This window comes from Nocardioides sp. Root151 (assembly GCF_001427925.1).
In the GTDB taxonomy this organism is placed as follows: domain Bacteria; phylum Actinomycetota; class Actinomycetes; order Propionibacteriales; family Nocardioidaceae; genus Nocardioides.
Genome location: NZ_LMGG01000004.1, coordinates 1,025,998 through 1,041,394, shown reverse-complemented (window position 1 = coordinate 1,041,394; position 15,397 = coordinate 1,025,998). Strand labels below are relative to the sequence as shown.

At 69.4% G+C, this 15,397-nt stretch carries 18 protein-coding genes; 5 read left to right on the top strand and 13 right to left on the bottom strand.

Translation table 11 applies throughout. The annotated features are described in order from the left end of the window. Nucleotide 1: 1 nt before the first annotated feature. Nucleotides 2-1,492 carry an MBL fold metallo-hydrolase gene (locus ASD66_RS13540; RefSeq protein ID WP_082563708.1) on the bottom strand — a complete coding sequence of 497 codons (1,491 nt, stop codon included), beginning with the start codon at nucleotides 1,490-1,492 and terminating at the stop codon, nucleotides 2-4. Nucleotides 1,493-1,499: 7 nt separating this feature from the next. After that, nucleotides 1,500-1,802 (bottom strand): rhodanese-like domain-containing protein, encoded by a 303-nt coding sequence (locus ASD66_RS13535; protein WP_056680363.1) that lies wholly within the window; start codon nucleotides 1,800-1,802, stop codon nucleotides 1,500-1,502. 153 nt (nucleotides 1,803-1,955) lie between these two features. Here ASD66_RS13535 and ASD66_RS13530 point away from each other — a divergent pair, with 153 nt between their 5' ends. Continuing rightward, nucleotides 1,956-2,360 (top strand): DUF302 domain-containing protein, encoded by a 405-nt coding sequence (locus tag ASD66_RS13530; protein WP_056680366.1) that lies wholly within the window; start codon nucleotides 1,956-1,958, stop codon nucleotides 2,358-2,360. Continuing rightward, the gene (locus ASD66_RS13525) at nucleotides 2,360-2,626 is read left to right on the top strand and encodes a metal-sensitive transcriptional regulator (protein WP_010833475.1); all 267 of its coding nucleotides are present in this window, start codon (nucleotides 2,360-2,362) and stop codon (nucleotides 2,624-2,626) included. The genes ASD66_RS13530 and ASD66_RS13525 overlap by 1 nt, the downstream gene beginning before the upstream one ends. A 45-nt stretch (nucleotides 2,627-2,671) precedes the next feature. Here ASD66_RS13525 and ASD66_RS24455 read toward each other — a convergent pair whose 3' ends face one another. The 3 genes from ASD66_RS24455 to ASD66_RS13515 all read right to left on the bottom strand — a co-directional run bounded on the left by ASD66_RS24455 (nucleotide 2,672) and on the right by ASD66_RS13515 (nucleotide 4,991). Further along, nucleotides 2,672-2,848 (bottom strand): hypothetical protein, encoded by a 177-nt coding sequence (locus ASD66_RS24455; protein WP_156388666.1) that lies wholly within the window; start codon nucleotides 2,846-2,848, stop codon nucleotides 2,672-2,674. A 330-nt stretch (nucleotides 2,849-3,178) separates the two neighbouring features. Next, nucleotides 3,179-4,039, bottom strand: a complete 861-nt coding sequence (locus ASD66_RS13520) for a hypothetical protein (RefSeq protein ID WP_156388665.1) — start codon at nucleotides 4,037-4,039, stop codon at nucleotides 3,179-3,181. A gap of 103 nt (nucleotides 4,040-4,142) precedes the next feature. Next, on the bottom strand, nucleotides 4,143-4,991 hold the full coding sequence (locus ASD66_RS13515; RefSeq protein WP_200950031.1) for an alpha/beta fold hydrolase: 849 nt from the start codon (nucleotides 4,989-4,991) through the stop codon (nucleotides 4,143-4,145). Nucleotides 4,992-5,175: 184 nt separating this feature from the next. Between ASD66_RS13515 and ASD66_RS24450 the strand changes: the two genes are divergently transcribed. Then, nucleotides 5,176-5,835: a TetR/AcrR family transcriptional regulator gene (locus tag ASD66_RS24450; RefSeq protein WP_056680374.1), complete on the top strand. Its 660-nt coding sequence runs from the start codon at nucleotides 5,176-5,178 to the stop codon at nucleotides 5,833-5,835. Nucleotides 5,836-6,018: 183 nt separating this feature from the next. Here the strand turns inward: ASD66_RS24450 and ASD66_RS13505 are convergent, their stop codons facing one another. Beyond that, nucleotides 6,019-6,510, bottom strand: a complete 492-nt coding sequence (locus tag ASD66_RS13505) for a GNAT family N-acetyltransferase (protein ID WP_235530087.1) — start codon at nucleotides 6,508-6,510, stop codon at nucleotides 6,019-6,021. A gap of 239 nt (nucleotides 6,511-6,749) precedes the next feature. Here ASD66_RS13505 and ASD66_RS13500 point away from each other — a divergent pair, with 239 nt between their 5' ends. Both ASD66_RS13500 and ASD66_RS13495 read left to right on the top strand, forming a co-directional pair. Further along, nucleotides 6,750-7,169, top strand: a complete 420-nt coding sequence (locus tag ASD66_RS13500) for a MarR family winged helix-turn-helix transcriptional regulator (RefSeq protein WP_162250934.1) — start codon at nucleotides 6,750-6,752, stop codon at nucleotides 7,167-7,169. Next, nucleotides 7,169-7,996, top strand: a complete 828-nt coding sequence (locus tag ASD66_RS13495; protein ID WP_082563711.1) for an alpha/beta fold hydrolase — start codon at nucleotides 7,169-7,171, stop codon at nucleotides 7,994-7,996. Before ASD66_RS13500 ends, ASD66_RS13495 begins: the two co-directional genes overlap by 1 nt. Nucleotides 7,997-8,157: 161 nt before the next feature. Here ASD66_RS13495 and ASD66_RS13490 read toward each other — a convergent pair whose 3' ends face one another. The 7 genes from ASD66_RS13490 to ASD66_RS13460 form a co-directional block, all read right to left on the bottom strand. Continuing rightward, the gene (locus ASD66_RS13490; RefSeq protein WP_056680383.1) at nucleotides 8,158-8,544 is read right to left on the bottom strand and encodes a nuclear transport factor 2 family protein; all 387 of its coding nucleotides are present in this window, start codon (nucleotides 8,542-8,544) and stop codon (nucleotides 8,158-8,160) included. Continuing rightward, complete coding sequence (locus tag ASD66_RS13485; protein ID WP_056680385.1) at nucleotides 8,541-9,329, bottom strand: SDR family oxidoreductase; 789 nt, start codon at nucleotides 9,327-9,329, stop codon at nucleotides 8,541-8,543. Before ASD66_RS13485 ends, ASD66_RS13490 begins: the two co-directional genes overlap by 4 nt. Beyond that, a complete protein-coding gene (locus ASD66_RS13480) occupies nucleotides 9,322-11,094 on the bottom strand; it encodes an ABC transporter ATP-binding protein (protein ID WP_056680388.1) in 1,773 nt (590 codons plus the stop codon). Before ASD66_RS13480 ends, ASD66_RS13485 begins: the two co-directional genes overlap by 8 nt. Then, on the bottom strand, nucleotides 11,091-13,412 hold the full coding sequence (locus ASD66_RS13475) for an ABC transporter ATP-binding protein (RefSeq protein ID WP_200950030.1): 2,322 nt from the start codon (nucleotides 13,410-13,412) through the stop codon (nucleotides 11,091-11,093). The genes ASD66_RS13480 and ASD66_RS13475 overlap by 4 nt, the downstream gene beginning before the upstream one ends. Next, nucleotides 13,409-14,017, bottom strand: a complete 609-nt coding sequence (locus tag ASD66_RS13470) for a TetR/AcrR family transcriptional regulator (protein WP_056680390.1) — start codon at nucleotides 14,015-14,017, stop codon at nucleotides 13,409-13,411. The genes ASD66_RS13475 and ASD66_RS13470 overlap by 4 nt, the downstream gene beginning before the upstream one ends. Before the next feature lie 181 nt (nucleotides 14,018-14,198). Beyond that, nucleotides 14,199-14,420 carry a DUF1330 domain-containing protein gene (locus ASD66_RS25295; RefSeq protein ID WP_235530086.1) on the bottom strand — a complete coding sequence of 74 codons (222 nt, stop codon included), beginning with the start codon at nucleotides 14,418-14,420 and terminating at the stop codon, nucleotides 14,199-14,201. Between the two features lie 39 nt (nucleotides 14,421-14,459). Beyond that, nucleotides 14,460-15,299, bottom strand: coding sequence for a dienelactone hydrolase family protein (locus tag ASD66_RS13460; protein ID WP_056680396.1), 840 nt, complete (start codon nucleotides 15,297-15,299; stop codon nucleotides 14,460-14,462). Nucleotides 15,300-15,397 lie beyond the last annotated feature (98 nt).

Genomic DNA, 15,397 nt, shown 5'->3' with positions numbered 1-15,397 from the left:
ATCAGGCGTCGGGCCCGTCGGCGCCGTGGGTGGTGTCAGAGGAGTCGCCTTCGGGGCTCACCAGGTGCAGGCCGACCTTCTCGGCGTTCTCGAAGGAGTCGTCGACCGCGACCGGGGTGCGGCCGGCGGCGGCGACGAACGAGGCGGCGACCGAGGCGCGGTAGCCGCTGGCGCAGTGCACCCACACCTCACCGGTCGGCACCTCGCCGACGCGGCGGGGCAGCTCGTGGATCGGGATGTTGACCGCCCCGGCGATCGCTGCGCCCTCGTACTCGTCAGCGCGGCGCACGTCGAGCACGACGACGTCGCGGTGATGGCGCACCTGCGCCAGGTCGGCGAAGGTGGCGGTGGGAAAACTGCCGAGCTCACCGTCGGTCCAGTCCTGCGGACCGCCGGTGGCCTGGGCTGCGGGCCGGTCGATGCCGATCCGGACCAGCTCACGCTGGGCGGTGGCCACGTCCTCGGCGGTCTCGCCGAGCAGAGTCACGGCGGTGCCCCACTCGATCAGCCAGCCCAGGTAGGTCGAGAAGGCACCGTCGAGTCCGAAGTTGAACGCTCCAGGGGCATGCCCAGCGGCGAAGGCCTTGCGATTGCGCAGGTCCACCACCCACTCACCCGCGTCGATCCGGCGCCGCAGCTCGGTCGCGTCTGCCTCCTGCACCGGGGAGAGGTCGGGCGCGGAGGGACCGGCGGCGTTGGCGGGTCCCATGTGCACGTAGTACGCCGGCCAGGCACCGAGGCCGTCCAGCAACTCGCGGACGTAGGTCTCCTCGTCCTGGGTCAGGACCGGGTTCGAGCGCTTCTCCTCGCCGATCGTCGAGGCCGTGGCATCGGACTGCGTGGCCGAACAGAACGACCCGAACCCGTGAGTCGGGTAGACCTCGGCCTCGTCGGGCAGCTGCTCGGCGAGCTTGTGCGCCGATGCGTGCTGGTGACGCACCAGGGCGTCGGTGTGCTCCTCGCCGAGCAGGTCGGGTCGACCGGTGGCGCCGTAGAGCAGCGAGCCGCCGGTGAACACGGCGTACGGCTCCTCGCCGTCAGGCCCGTCGACAGAGAGCGCGTAGGACAGGTGGGTGAAGGTGTGACCGGGGGTGGCGATCGCACGGACGCGCATACGGTCGCCCACCTCGACGACCTCGCCGTCGGCGATCGAGGTGCGGTCGAAGGACACCTCGTCCTCGCCGTTGACCAGGTATGCCGCTCCGGTTGCCTGCGCGAGCGCCAGGCCACCGGTGACGTAGTCGTTGTGGATGTGGGTCTCGAAGACGTGGGTCAGTCGGACGCCGTCGGCCTCGAGCACCTCCAGCACCCGGTCGATGTCGCGCTGAGGGTCAATCACCAGGGCGGCTTCGCCGTCGTGGACCACGTAGGTGCGGTCCCCGAGCGATGAGGTCTCGAGGGTGCGGACGGTCAGTCCCTCGGCCGGCCGCTGCTGGGCCTCCTCGGTCGCCGAGGCCGGTGCGGGTGTCTCGGTGGTGGTGTCGTCAGTCATGTTCGCCTCACTTCTCAATCGGTCGCCCGGAGCGGACCCAGGCGCTGGTGCCGCCGGCGACGTTGATCGCCTCGAAGCCGTTGGCGGTCAGGACGTCGGCCATCGCGCTGCTGCGGTTGCCAGAAGCGCACACCACGTGCACCGGTCGATTCCGCTCGATCTCGCCCAGCCGGGCTGTCAGCTGACCCATCGGGATGTTGGTCGCACCTGGCACGTGACCCTCGCGGAACTCCGCAGGCTCACGGACGTCGACCACCGACGCGCCCTGATCGAGCGCCGCAGCGAGCTGGTCGATGGTGGTTTCACGCATAGAGGGGACTCCTTTGCTGGCATGTCGAACTACCCAAACGCAACCCCCGGGGGGGTTATGCCCAAACATTAACACATCCCCCAGGGGGGTTGTACAGTTGTGGGTGCAGCCCAGCCACGGACCTCGTGATCGGTACCCGAGAGGAAGAGACCCATGACGCAGTACACGCTCGAAACGACGGTGCGCCGCCCCTACGACGAGACCGTCGAGGCGGTGCGCGCTGAGCTCGCGACTGCGGGGTTCGGCATCCTCAGCGAGATCGACCTGAAGGCCACGCTGAAGGCCAAGCTCGACGTCGACGTCGCACCCCAGGTCATCCTGGGTGCCTGCCGCCCCCAGCTAGCGCACCAGGCATTACAGGCCGATCCCTCCATCGCCGCACTGCTGCCCTGCAACGTCGTCGTCCGCGCCCTCGACGACACCACCACGGTCGTCGAGGCCTTCGACCCCGACGCCATGATGTCCCTCGCCGGTCACGCCGGCGACACCCTCCGCACCGTCGCGACCGACGCACGACAGCGGCTGACCGCGGCCCTGGCCGCACTGGAGAAGAACTGATGGACCTCGAACCCACCGAGATCAAGGCGATCATCACCCGCATGAAGCGCGCCAACGGGCACCTTGCCAGCGTGATCCGGATGATGGAGGAAGGCTCTGACTGCGAGTCCGTCCTCACACAGTTGGCCGCCGTCAACAAGGCGCTCTCCCGCGCCGGCTACGCCATCGTCGCCACCGGCCTGCAGCAGTGCCTCACCGAGTCCGACGAGGGTCTTGACGACGTTGACGTCAAGAAGATGGAGAAGCTCTTTCTCGCCCTTGCCTGAGGCGGCCCCACCCGGCGCGCTGGGGTGCTATCGGGAGCGCATGTCCTAGTCGATCTTCTCGAGGCTCGGGGTGGACGCCGGGTCATCATTCTGCGAGTTGCCGTGGCGTCGGCGCCAAGCGACCGTCAGTGCCCCGAGCAGGATGACTGCGGGCAACAGCCAGTCCGGCGCCGCGGCGGCCCACGTCGCGACCGTCTGTTGGGCGGTGAACTCCAATTCCACGTGCGACGCCTTGCTGAGCCCTTCGCCAGGGCTTGCCCGCGACGACGCGGAGGCGCAACGAGGGCCCCGGCTAAGCCAGGGCCCTCGGTACCCGAACGGCGAGTTCGAGCTTTACGTGCACAAGTGACTATATGTCGTAGTACTGACTGACTGACCCATGCTGACCTGCGCAAACGTCGAGGATGTTCGACTACTTGTACCACGTTTGTAACGACCGTGGCCCTGACTGTCCGGTCAGGGCTCGTGAGCGAGGTCAGTTGGCGCGCGGCCACCCCGAAGTGCTCGCAGGCCGTCGAGGAGGCGATCAATGACTTAGCCACCGCCCTGCAGCTACCAGTCGGAGCCGCCAAGGTCCGTGGCCGGCCCGAGTTGAGTCCGCCGTCGCATTGCTCGAGTGAGAAGCTGTGCGGCCAGACGGGGGTCGTCGACTTCGAGCGACACTGCGGTGACTTCGCGGCTGCGGCGCCCGGTGAAGCTGCGCCACGGCGCGGGTTCGACCAAGTCGATGTCGAGGTTCGTGCCACCGCCTGAGCCGCCGAGCATGAGGCGGCCCTCGGAACCGAGCCCTCGCCGTCGCGGTGACACGTGCCCGATCCGGTCGAGCGGGACTCGTAAGGTCACGACAGTGGCGTTCCGCAGGACGAGCTCGTCGCCGGTGATCAGGTGAGGGTGCGTGCGTTGAGCGGCCCACCAGGCCAGGAGCCAGACCGCACCATAGGCAGAGAGTGCGAACGCCACCCATTGCAGCCAGGACCCGGCCCCCAGGCGGTGCCAGGGGAGGATGAGGTGGACGGCGAGCAGCTCGATTACGCACACCACCCCGATCATCAGGTAGACGCCACCTCGCCCGGCGGCGTAGGAGATCGTCACGTCCTCTGGGTTTTCGGTAGCGGTGCGGCTGCGGACCAGCAAACACAGCGCGCGAAGCTGACCGAGTTCGAGCAGCACCAGCGTGGCGATCGGGCCCGGCAGGATCGCGCGCACCGCAGCTGTGACCCGGTCGCCGCGGGACGTACGCGCCGCCCGCCACGCAACGGTCAAGATCACGGCGGCCAAGGCGGCCTCGACTGCGAGGAAGACGCCGACTGCGGCACCGAGACTGACCCGCCCGACAAACAGCAGCACCACTTCGGCGGCCACCACGGCGACGGCGGCGCCCCGCGCGAAGCGAGCCAAATGGTGATAACTCACATTGCTCTCCGGGTGACTTGGGACTTTACCGGGTCGTCCTTCGCGATCGTGGACCGGCCAGGAGTCGGCGATGGGGATCGCCCTGTGCCTCGAGGCTTGAGCGCTATGCAGAGTCGGCCAGCTCTCGAACGGCGTGTGCCACTTGCGGCCACAACGGCTCAGGCAGGTCGTGCCCGACCCCGGGCCACGTGATCATCCGTGCTCCGCTGATGCGGGCAGCGGTGGCGCGTCCGGCCGAAAGACGCAGGATCGGGTCCGCGTCCCCGTGCATCACGAGGGTCGGTTTGTTCAGCTTCGGCAGCCGCGGACCGTGCCACTGGGCACCGATCTGGCGACTTTGCGCCTTGCTGTCGCGGGGCCCGCTGTCTACCTCACGCTCGATCCACTCCCGCGCTGCGGCCTCGTCGAACGGGTATGCCGGGGAAGCCACTCCCCGCGCCACAGCAAGGCTCGCAGCGATGTCACCCTCGCGACCCTCGGGGAACTTCGTGCGGGCCAGTCGGGCGAGCAGTCCGAAGCGCAGATAGCGGGCCACCTTAACGCCGGACACGTCGCTGGGCAGCGCGGCAGAGGACACCACGCTCAGAACCCGGTCAGGATGGCGAAGAGCGACGCGTTGGGCGATGGCACCACCCAGGGAGTGACCGAAAACGTGCGCGGCCGACCAGCCGAGATCATCGAGGACGGCGACAGCGTCGTCGGTCATGTCCTCGGCGGTGTAGGCGTCCCCGCGCTTGCGAAACAGAGCGGTGACCGGGTTGGTGACACTGACATCCGGCATCCGGGTGGACTGGCCCGCGTCGCGCTGGTCGTAGCGCACCACTTGGAAGCCCTCCTCTGCGAAGCTCCGGCACAGCCCGGCCGGCCACCAGAACCGTGACGTTCCCAATCCCATGACCAGCAGCAACGGGTCCCCTTGGGACCCGACGAGCTGGTCCCAGGCGATCTCCACCTCTCCATTGCGGGCGTATCGCGTCCGGCTCCACTCAACAGCACCGACCATCAGAGCGCTCCCTTCATTCGCGAACGACGTTCGCGTCATTGGCCACGATAGAGTTTGCGTACGATGTTCGCAAAATTGGGGATCGGTCCGAGGAGGGGGTTGTGACGTGCCAGCAGAACGGGGGTCGAGTCGAATGGCGATAGGCGCTCGTCGTGGCCGGACTCCGTCGCGAAGCAGCCGCGAGATTGCCGAGGCTGCCATCGCCCTGGCCGACCGCGACGGGCTGTCCGCCGTCACCATGCGCGCAGTCGCGGGGGACATCGGCACCGGTGCTGCCTCGCTCTACCGCTACGTCAGCACCCGCAACGAGCTCATCGATCTCATGGTGGAGGAGGTCAACGGCGAGTTCGACCTCCAGGCCGCAGCCACCTGGTCGTGGGTGGATCACATGCTCGACCTGGCCCGACAGGCGCGGGGAATCTACCGCCGGCACCCCTGGATGCTTGAGGCGCTGGACACCACGCCGGCGCTCGGGGGGAACGGATACGCCTACCTCGACCACACGCTGGCGGTCCTGGCCCCCACCGGCGCCGATGGCCGCACGAAGCTGGAGGCAGTGGGCGTGTTCACCGGCCTGGTGCGGATGCTCTGCAAGCAAGAGCACGAACAGCGCCGCGCAGCCCGAGCGGAGGCCCGCGAGGACACCGCGCTTACCGTCCACCTGACGGCAATTGCGTCCACGGGGTCATACCCCCACTTGGCCGCAGCCCTGGCCGACAACGCTCCCACCGACGACCAGTTCGACCGCATCCTGCGGCGCGTGATCACCGGACTGCTCCTCATCGACGACTGAGCGCCGACGCCACCGAGTCCTCCTTCACCGTCCTCGTGGAACGCCGCAGCGACAGAGATGACCCCCTGGGAGTGCCTCGCTGCGTCGCCGAGGACCATGATTGCCGCACCTACGCCCATCGCGCCGTCTGCTGCTGACCCGATTCGCCCACTCCGCAAAAGATCGCCCGTAGCGCGACTCTGCTCATGGTTGACTCGTCGCGCGAAACTCCCCGGCGGGGGCCTCGAAATGAAGTAGCGAGTCCGCCGCGTCGTCGCCCCAGTCGATCGGCGTCTGTCCGGTCAGGCGCCAACCGAGCCGGCTGTAGAGGTTAATGGCTTTGGCGCAGTTGTCGGCGACGTCGAGGGTCAAGCGGGACCGGCGCCCGGCCGCCCAGTCGCTTGCATGGTTGATCAGGGCTCGACCCACACCGCTGCCTGCCGCGTCGGGCGACGCGAAGAGCCGTTCAAGCGTCAGTTCCGACCGCACCAGGTCTTTGCTGACGACACAGACGTGGCCTATGACTTCGTCGCGAAGCGTCGCCACCCAGGCGCCAGCGGCGTCCGGCGGCGTCAGCCAGACCCGAGGGTCGTCGGGCCATCGGATGGGATAGCGCTGCGTGCCATGCACCTGAGCGAGCAGCGCGACGCAGGTGTCGAGATCACAGGCCCGTCGCTCTCGGATCACGTACGTCACTGGTTCCCCCGAGCGGATGGACGCGGGGGAGTCCATCCGCATGCCGCGGGGCTCACGGTGCACCCGGAAGCGCGTGCACGCTGGGTGCCGCGGCTCGTGGTCGGTTCCTTGGAATGCGTCATGCCGCACACTCTGCACTCCGCGGGAGAGTTTGACAACAAGATTGCTATGTTGACATGCTAGTTGTCATGTCCGAGACCGGTGCAGAACTCTACGAAGTGTTTCGTCACATTCGGCCGGTGCATCAGCTCTCGGCTCGGGTGGTCGCCGCGGGGCTGGCGCACCGCGACGTGTCCATGCCGGTGAGGGCCGTCATCGAGCACGTCCATGACGCCGGGCCGCGGACAGTCCCACAGATTGCCCGCGCGCTGTGGATCACCCGCCAGGGCGTGCAGAGACTGGTCGACGAGGGCAAGGAGCTGGGCTACCTGGAGGCCCGGCCGAACCCGGAGCACAAGCGCTCGCACCTGATCGCTGCCACCGAGGCAGGCCGGGCGGTCTACGCGTCGCTGCACGACGAAGAGCTGACCCGGCTGGACCGGATCGCGGCCGGTCTGGACGCCGGTGACATCAATGCCTGTGTGCGGGTGCTGGCGCACTTGGTGCACGAGCTCGGCGCGCTGGACGCCCTGCTCACCCCGACGATGGAGGACCAGTGATGGAGCGGATCGACCTGCCCGGAGGGCACCTTGCCTACACAGAAGCCGGCTCCGGAGAGCTCGTGGTGCTGCTGCATGCCGGCTTCGTCGACCACACCATGTGGGAGCGCGAGATCACTCACCTCGCGAGACGATGCAGGGTCGTCGCTCCGGACGCGCGCACGCACGGCCTCTCTTCGACGGCCATCGCCCCGTTCCGGCACTGCGACGACGTGGCCGCGCTGATACGCCACTTCGACGCGGGACCGGCGATCCTGGTCGGGATCAGCATGGGCGCCAGCGCCGCGCTGGACACCGCCATCGAGCACCCCGACTGCGTACGGGGCGTCGTGATCAGCGGCGCCGGGACCGGCGAACTAACCTTTGAGGATCCCTGGTCACTGAAGATCCTCGGCCGCCTCGAGCGGGCCATCGCCGAGATGGACGCTGCAGCCTGGATCGAGGCGGAGCTGGACTTCGCGGCGGGACCACGGCGAAACCTCGGGGCCATGGACTCGGGCATTGTGGCCCGGCTGCGTGCGATGCACGAGCACTTCGCATCGACCCATGTGGTCGTCCCTGGTGTCACCCCGCCTACTCCGGTGGCCGAGTCCTGGTCCCGGCTCGTCGAGGTGACCGTTCCCGTGTTGGGCATTGTGGGGGAGGAGGACTCCGCCGACCACCACCGGATGACCCACAGCGCCGTCAACACGGTCCGGGACGGCCGCGGGGTCGCCACGATCGCAGGCGCCGGGCACTACCCCAACCTCGAGCGCCCCGAAGAGTGGGCGCGGATCGTCGACGGCTTCCTGGCCGACCTCGGCATTCCCAGCCCCGCCGCCGAGTAGGCGTAGCAGCTCTGGACAGTCCACCGCCCCGATCGAGCACGGCTGCCCGCCCCTCGCCACGCGTCGTGCTCGGCCCACCGGAGTCGGTCCGGCCGATGCCCTGAGGCGCTGCCGGGGAGCCACGCGACGCTGAACCGTGACTGGATTCGGGCGATCGCCGACTACTGCTCGACCTGCATGCGACGGACCAGACGACCCTCGAACTCGTACACGTGACGAACGTCTTCTCGCGCAAGGACGGAACCGCCCGGGTCGCGAGCAACGAGCCTGACCGCCACTTCGGTTCGGCCGTCGCCCCGTTGCCGGAACTGCACAGGCGTGAGGGACAGCCGGACCTCGTCCCACTGGCGAGTCCAGTAGTCGCGGACCGACTCCCGCCCCTCGAGCTGTCCGCCTTCCCAGCCGTTGGGCCACTGGACGTCGGCGGTCATGGCCGCGAGGACCCGATCGATCTCACGGGCGTTGAATGCCTCGTACAGCTCGCGGAGCTCTTGCGATCGGGTGGATGTCGACGGCGTGTCGTCACTGTCGGGCGCTGAGCGGGTCACAGTCCACCAGCTACCCGGATGCTGGCTCCGGTGACGTAGCTGGCCTCGGGGCCGAGCAGCCAGGCGATGGCTGGGGCGATCTCGTCGGGCTCCCCGGCTCGGCCCATCGGGATGCGTGCGGCAGCGCGCGCGGGACGGTCCGGATCGCCGGCATCGGCGTGGATCCTCGTGTGCACCGTGCCCGGCGCCACGGCGTTGACCCGGATTCCTTGGTCGGCGACCTCCTTGGCCAGGCCCACGGTCATGGCCTCGACCCCGGCCTTGGCTGCGGCGTAGTGGACGTAGTCGTGTGCCGAGCCCAGCGTGGCTGCGGCCGAGGAGACGTTGACGATCGCCCCGCCGTGCCCGCCGCGGGCGGTGGACATCGCCCGGACCGCCGCTCGTGCGCACAGCAGTGCGCCGACGAGGTTCACGTCGACGACCCGGCGCAGCACCTCGACGGGGGTGTCCGCCAGGTCGCCGAGGTGTGCGGTCAGTCCGGCGTTGTTCACCAGCCCCGTGACGGCACCCAGCTCCGCGGCAGCGGCGAACAGCTCGGCAACGTCGTCCTCGTCGGTGACGTCGCCGGCTACGGCAATGGCACGCACGCCGTGGACCTGTGCCGCCGAGACAGCCCTCGTGGCGGAGGCACGGTCGTCGCGGCAGCCGACGACCACGTCGTGCCCTGCGCGCGCCAGATGCGCGACGGTGGCGGCGCCGATCCCTCGCGCTCCGCCGGTGACGATCGTGAGCGGACGGACTGCCAGGGATCCCGGTCCCGCGGGTCGGGTTCGTGTGTCACTCATGGTCGTCGGTCCTGTTCTGGCTGGTGTCTGCACTCCAGGCCGCCCAGAGGGATGCGTAGGAGGTCGCGGTGGCGACGAGGTCGTCGTGGTGGCCGAGCTCGGTGATGCAGCCCTCCTCCATGACGGCGATGCGGTCAGCGTCCCGGGCTGTCTGGAGTCGGTGGGCGACGGCGATGATCGTGCGGCCCTGGATGGTGGCGGCGAGGGCTTCTTCGGTACGGCGAGCGGTCCTCGGGTCCAGCAGGGCGGTGGCCTCGTCGAGGACGAGGGTGTGGGGATTGGCGAGCAGGACGCGGGCGAGCGCGACGTGCTGGGCCTGGGCGCCGCCGAGCCGATGGGTGCCGAGATCGGTGTCCAGCCCGTCGGGTAGGTCCTCGAACCAGTCTGCGCCGAGGACGTCGAGTGCCTCGAGGAGCTCGTCGTCGGTGGCGTGAGGTGCCGCGATGGTGAGGTTGTCGCGCAGCGGGTCGGCGAACACGTGGTGCTCCTGGGTCACCAGGACGACGTGCTGGCGAAGCTGCTCGGGTCCGAGGTCGGCGACGTCCGCCCCGCCCACGGTGACCCGTCCTGATCGGGGACGGTCGATGCCGGCAATGAGGCGGCCCAGGGTGGTCTTGCCTGCTCCCGACGTTCCCACGACGGCGAGATGCTCGCCGGCTCGGACGTCGAGGTCGACACCGTGGAGGACGTCGGCCCCGTCGTAGGCGTAGCGGACGTCGGTGACGACGATGTCCTGGTTGGTGGGGACGACCGTGACGTCCTCGGCGCTGCGTCGTGCCGGTTCCGCTGACGAGGCGAGGCCCTCGATGCGGGCGAACGAGGCGGCGCTGCTCTGCAAGGTCTCCACCCAGACCAGGATCGTGTCGATCGGGGTGGTGAGCTGGCGCAGGTAGAGCACGACCGCGACGACGGTGCCGAGGCTGAGCTGGTGGTCGAGGTAGAGCAGTCCACCCACGCCGAACGCGGCGCCGACGGCAAGGGCGGTGGAGGCGTCGATGGTCGGGAAGAACACGCTCCGCAGCCGCAGGGTGCGCAGCTGCGCGGCGGTCGCGGCAGCGATCGCGGCCGAGCAGTCGGCAGCTCGCCGCTCCTGCAGGCCGAGCGCCTCCACCGTCCGGGCACCAGCGGCGGTGCCGGCCAGGACGTCGGCGACCTCGGCTTGCGCGGCGGCCTGGGCCAGGTAGGCCGACCGGGCGCGGCGCAGGTACCAGCGCAGGACGACGGGGATGGCGACGAGAGCGACCAGTCCGACGAGGCCCAGGACGGGGGAGAGCAGGACGACGGCGACGATGATGATCAGCGCCTGGGCCAGGGCGAACACCATCTCCGGGGCGGCGTCGCGCAGAGCGAACGAGACCAGTGCGGCGTCGGTGGTGGCCCGTGAGGTGAGGTCGCCGGCCCCCGCCCCTTCGACAGCTCGGGCAGGGATCCGCATGAGCCGGTCGGCCAGCTGCTCGCGCAGGCGGGCGGCGGTCCGTTCACCGAACCGGTAGCCCAGGCGGCGGGCCTGGTGCCCGATCAGGAGCTGCGCGGCCGCGGCGAGCACCACGAGGAGGCCCCAGCGGTCGATGGTCGCGACCTCGGCTCCGGCCTGCACCTCGTTGACGATCTGCCCGATCAGCCACGGCGCGACCAGGCCTGCGCCCGCCGCCGCGCAGTTGGTGAGCAGCACGACGATGAACGCTGCGTAGTCGGAGCGGATGAGTCGCCAGGCAGCACGGCGGACCTCACCGGACTCTGCCACCGGCAACGCCTGCGCGCTCATGCTGGGACCTCGGGGTCATGGGCGCCGGCAGGCGGTGCTCCGCGGTGGACCAGTGCGGCGTAGGCGGGGTTGGCCAGCAAGGCGGTGTGGCTGCCACTGGCCACCACCCGACCGTCAGCGAGCAGGTGCACCTCGTCGGCGCCTTGCAGCACGAGCGCGGACGTCGAGGTGACCAGCGTGGTCCGGCCGCGACGGTGGCGGGTGAGACGGTCGATGATGGTGGCTTCCGTGGCCGCGTCGAGCGCCGAGGTGGGGTCGACCGCCAGCAGGATGGTCGGGTCGGCGATCGTCGCCCGGGCGAGCCGGACGCGTTGGCGTTGACCACCCGAGAGGTTCCGTCCCCCCGAGTCGATCCCCGAACCCAGGCCGTCGGGGAGGCCCCGCACCACGTCGTCGGCGGCGGCGGTGTGCAGCGCGTCCAGCAGCGCGGCCGCACCGAGGTCGTCGACGTCGAGACGCCCGGCCACCACCTGGGCCAGGGACCCGGCGAAGAGGGCGGCATCGTTGTCGGCGACCAGCACCTGCTCGTGCAGCTGGGCAGGATCGAGCTCGGAGGTCGGCTGCCCGGCCCAGGTCGCACCTGGGCGGAAGCCGCCGAGTCGGTCGACCAGCGCCACGGCATCAGAGTGCTGGGCAGTGGCGACCGCGGCGAACGACCCCGGCGTGATCCGCAACCCGGTGGTCTCGTCGACCAGGTCTCCCCGTCCCCGGGGCACTGACGTGCCGGTGCTCTCGGGGCGCACGGCCAGGAAGTCGGTCACCCGCCGTGCGGCCACGAGAGCCTGGCTGAGATCGAGCGCGCCCTCGATGAAGGAGGCCACCGGCACCGCCAGCACCGCGGCGTAGCCGGCGACCGCGACCAGCTCGCCCACCGTGATGCTGCCCTCGACCGCGAGCCGAGCGGCCAGCCAGACCACCACGGCGGAGAACAGCGTCGGCAGGCCCAGACCGACTGCCTGGATCACGCTCGTGACGCGGCCGACCCGGTAGCCGTGGTGCAGCAGCCGCTGCGACTCCGCGCGGAAGCGGTCGGCGTACACCGCTTTGCCGCCCAACCCGTTCAGGACGCCCAGCCCCGCGACGATGTCCACGATCCGGCCCGTCACCCGACCCTGCTGCTCGCGGTACGGCGTACCGACCGTCCGGAGCCGGCCCGTCGCCGGGCCGACGACCAGGGCCAGGACCGGGACCCCTGCCAGCACGACCACAGCCAGTGGCACCGAGATCCGCAGCAGAAGCACCGCGATCACCGCGTAGGCGAGCACCGCGCCGACCCCCGGCCCGGTCGCGGTGAGGCTGCGCCCGATCGTCCACGCGTCCCCACCTCCGATGGCCACGACCTCTCCGGTGAGCGAGCGGCGCGTCATGGTGTCTCCCAGACGGATGCCATGGGCGTTCACCTCGGACACTGTCCGCAGCGCGGCGTCCATGCGCACCCGGGTCATGGTGCGATGCCGCCAGATGCTCAGGCCCGCCAGGACGCCCCCGACCAGGAGCAGGACAGCCGTCCACCCCAGCACGACGTTCCGCTGGCCGTCGGCAAGGCTGTCGATCGCACGCGAGATCACGTACGGCGGCAGCGCGAGCCCCACCATCCAAGCACTGCCGAGCACCGCTCCCAGCGTCACCCGGCCGCTCTGCCGTGACACGAGCCAGGCCAGGTACGACCACGGGCCACGGGTGTAGGGGCGCGAAGGCGACGCGGTGCTCTGGCGCATGTGTCGGCGTCCCCAGGCCTTGCCCGTCTGGACGACGACGGCCAGCATCACGGCGAGAAGCGCGGCAGAGGCCGCCGGGACGAGGTCCAGGGGCAGCGTGTAGCTCATCACGACCCTGGCCGCAGCGTCGATGAGGAAGGCCAGTCCGAAGCCCCAGGTCATCCCTCGCATCGCTCTGCGGAAGGTCTCGCTCGTCTCCCAGGACCGGTGCCAGTCCTCGGCCGCCGCCGGTGGCATGAAACCGACGGTTGCGGTGAAGACGAGCGGTCGTGCCCGCAGCAGGGACAGCAGGATCCAGCCTCCGACGAAGCCGGTCAGGTAGCTCTCGCGGGCCATCAGCAGCCGTGAGTCGGCGGTCATGAGACCGATCGCAGTCCCCGCGGTGATGAGCCCGAGGGTGAAGAGGCTCGCTCCGGGGACGCTCCGGCGGAGCACCAGGCTGACGCCCAGGCGGAGCACCGGCAGCGCGGCCCCGACGAGTAGTGCTGTCCAGACGGATGCGCCCAGTGCGCGGAGCACGTAGTAGGACGAGAGAGGAATGACGAGGTCGATGAGGAGGAAACCCGTGAAGGTGGCCGGACCGCTTCTCGGCGTCTTCATGGTGTCTCCGTGGCCTGCAGCGCTCGTCGAACGATGAGGACGAGGTGCTCGGCATGGCCTCGTGGATCAGCCGTCGGATCGACGGCGGCGCGGGCAGCTGCGGCGTCGATCGAGGCCCGGATCGTCATGGCAAGCACCCTGGCGTCCACCTCCGTGACCTCACCGGTCGCCTGCCCTCGCTCGATCAGCTTCCGCAGTTGAGCGCTCAAGGGATCCTCTTCTGCTGGGACTCCGCCGTGGGGTCGTATGTTCGCCGCCACCTCCATGACCGCGCGAACGTGCCTCGGATGGTCGGCGACGAAGGCGAGGTTGCTCCTGATGTAGGTCGCGAGCTCGCCGATGACCGAGTCGCTGTCTCCCGTCGCCTCGGTGATCTGTTGTCCCGCGTCGCGGTAGAGGGAGGTCACCACCTCGCCCAACAGGTCCTCCTTGGTCCGGAAGTGGTAGGTCACCACGCCCTTGCTGACGCCGGCGCGGCGCGCAACCTCGGCGACCGATGTTCCTGCGAAACCCCGCTCGACGAGGGCGTCGACCGCGCAGTCGACCAGCTGGGCCTTCCGGGCCTGGCCGCCGGGCGACGGGGTGGACGCAGGGTTCGTACGCACGTACGAAGATTAGCACGATCGTACGACTCCGCGATACGGCTCTGGTGTCAGGGCTTCAGTGCGATGCCGGCACCTCTCGGATGGCCTGCGCGGTGGCACTCGGGTCGTAGTCCTGGGGGACCCCGCCGACGAGGATGATGTCGCCCTCGATGTGCCGCGAACGAAGAGGTGCGATCTCCCGTTAGGCGGGTGAGTCCCACCATTCCCTGGCCTCGTCGATCCCCGGAAAGCCGATCACCACGACGTGTCCGGCCCATGCACCCTCCTTCACCTCCGGTGGCGTGCCGTGCACGAGGAAGCGACCCCCGAAGGGCTCGAACGTGCCGGCGATCCGCTCTATGTACTCGGCGACATCCGGGTGCGGCTCGGCGTCGCGCAGGTGGGCGATGGCGTAGGCGGTCATAGGAGGTTCCTATCTGGTGAGGGGTCGGTTCGGCGAGCGTCAGTCGCGTGGCGAGGTGGCGTGGCCGTGAAGCCTGTGGACAAGGAAGTCGAGGATCTCGTCGCGTGCGATGGCGGTCGGTTCGCCCTCGCGATCGATGAGGTGAACAGTGACGACGCTGTGGGGATAGGCGACGTGAGCGGCGAAGAACGGCGGTGCATCGGGATTCGCGGCAGTGTCGGGGAGCTCGCGGCTGACGAAGGAGTCACCCAGGGCTTGCGCGTAGGCATCGAAGCGTGCCTTGGTGCAGACCTTGTCGCCCTCGAATCGGTAGGCCAGGACGGTGAGACCGTCGCGGTCGAGACGTTCCTTCACGGCGGCGAGTTCGGCGTCACTGATCTCCAAGGCGGCAGGCTCATCGACCGGCAGGGCCGGCTGGCAGGCGATCGGGGCTACGACGGCGCTCTCGAGCATCATGGTGATGGCGAAGTTGCCGGTGAAGCACATCCCGATTGCGCCCACACCCGTTCCTCCGCACTCCTGGTGCGCCAGGCGAGCGAGGGCCATCAACCATGTCGTGATGGGGCTCGACTCGCCGCCGCCGAGTGCGCGGAACTCCCTCGCGACGCACAGACGACGAAACACCTGTGCCCCGCTCTCGGCGTCGCCGAGGGCGCCGTCGGTGCCGAAGAGGGAAGGCAGGTAGACCGTCATACCGCTGTCGCGGACCCATCGGGCGAACCGAGCGACGTGGGGGCTGATGCCGGGCATCTCGTGCATCACGATCACGCCGGGACCGTCGCCGCTGACATACACGCGACGCGTTTCACCAAGGAGCGAGATGGACCGAATCGTGAAGTCGGCGAGGTCGTCGTCTCGGGTCACGTCGTGATTCGTCATGGAGATCCCTCTGGCATGGGTCGTCGCGGAGTGCGGGTGATCTGGTGATTACGATGGGTCAACGATGAAGTCCTGGGGAGAGCGAGACCGGCCACGAT